Origin of the sequence: Pigmentiphaga daeguensis (assembly GCF_039523035.1) — a bacterium.
Taxonomy (GTDB): domain Bacteria; phylum Pseudomonadota; class Gammaproteobacteria; order Burkholderiales; family Burkholderiaceae_B; genus Pigmentiphaga; species Pigmentiphaga daeguensis.
Window position 1 is genome coordinate 1 of the sequence record NZ_BAAAEN010000081.1, and the last position, 904, is coordinate 904.

At 67.3% G+C, this 904-nt stretch carries 2 protein-coding genes; both read right to left on the bottom strand.

Annotated elements, in window-relative coordinates; translation table 11 throughout:
- A partial coding sequence (locus ABD104_RS30210) for an IS66 family transposase (RefSeq protein ID WP_343928888.1) occupies positions 1 to 625 on the bottom strand: 625 nt, incomplete at its 3' end.
- 62 nt (positions 626 to 687) lie between these two features.
- On the bottom strand, positions 688 to 904 hold a 217-nt coding region (gene tnpB / locus ABD104_RS30215; protein WP_343928889.1), incomplete at its 5' end, for an IS66 family insertion sequence element accessory protein TnpB.

Sequence of the window (904 nt, forward strand, 5' to 3'; positions counted from 1 at the left end):
CGAACTTCGCCACCAGCACCTGCGCCAAGAGCCCCGCCGTCGGGATGCCCTTGTCGATGACCTGCGCGGGCACGGGCGCCTGCGTGAGCGTCTCGCACTGGTCGCACACCCACTTGCCGCGGATGTGGCGCTCGACCGAGAAGACGCCCGGCAGGTAATCCAGCTTCTCGCTGATGTCCTCGCCGATGCGCTTTAAGCCACAGCCGCAGCGGCAAATCGTGGAGACGGGTTCGTGATGGATGTCGGTGCGCGGCAGCTCAGGCGGCAGCCGCATGCGTCGCGGCGCTTGCGGTTCGGCAGGCTTTGGCGCGATCGAGGCGCGCAGCGCATTTACTTCTTCTTCGATGGCCGCCATGTCGGCATCCATCGTCTCTTCTAGCAGGCTTGCCTGCGCTGGGTTCAGCTGCTCGCTGCGCTTGCCGTAGCGCCAGCGCTTGTACAGCGCCAGTTCCTGCGTGAGCTGGTCGATGTGCGTCTGTTTGAAGAGCAGTACGCGGTCGCGCTCGGCGATCACCGCGTCGTGCGCCGCGATCTGGGCGTCACGCGTAGCCACCTCGCCCATCAGGCGTTCGGCCAATGCGCGCAGTTGCTGCGCGTCCAGGTGATCCAGGGATGCGGTGCTCATGGCCGCCAGTATGCCGCAGCGCTCGCGGTGGCGGTATTGGCGTCTTGCCGGATTGCCGGGCGCTACAGCACCGAGATCGCACCGGCCGTGCCGACATGCTGCCAGGGCAGGCCCAGCACCAGCGCCTGCCATTGGTCGCCGTCCAGCGCCATATGCGGACCGTGGGTCGCCTGCGCCCACGTGAACTTGCCGCGGTTCAGCCGGCGCGCGGCCAGCCACACGCCGATCCCGTCGTGCACCAGCACCTTCATGCGGTTGGCGCGTCGGTTAGCGAAACAA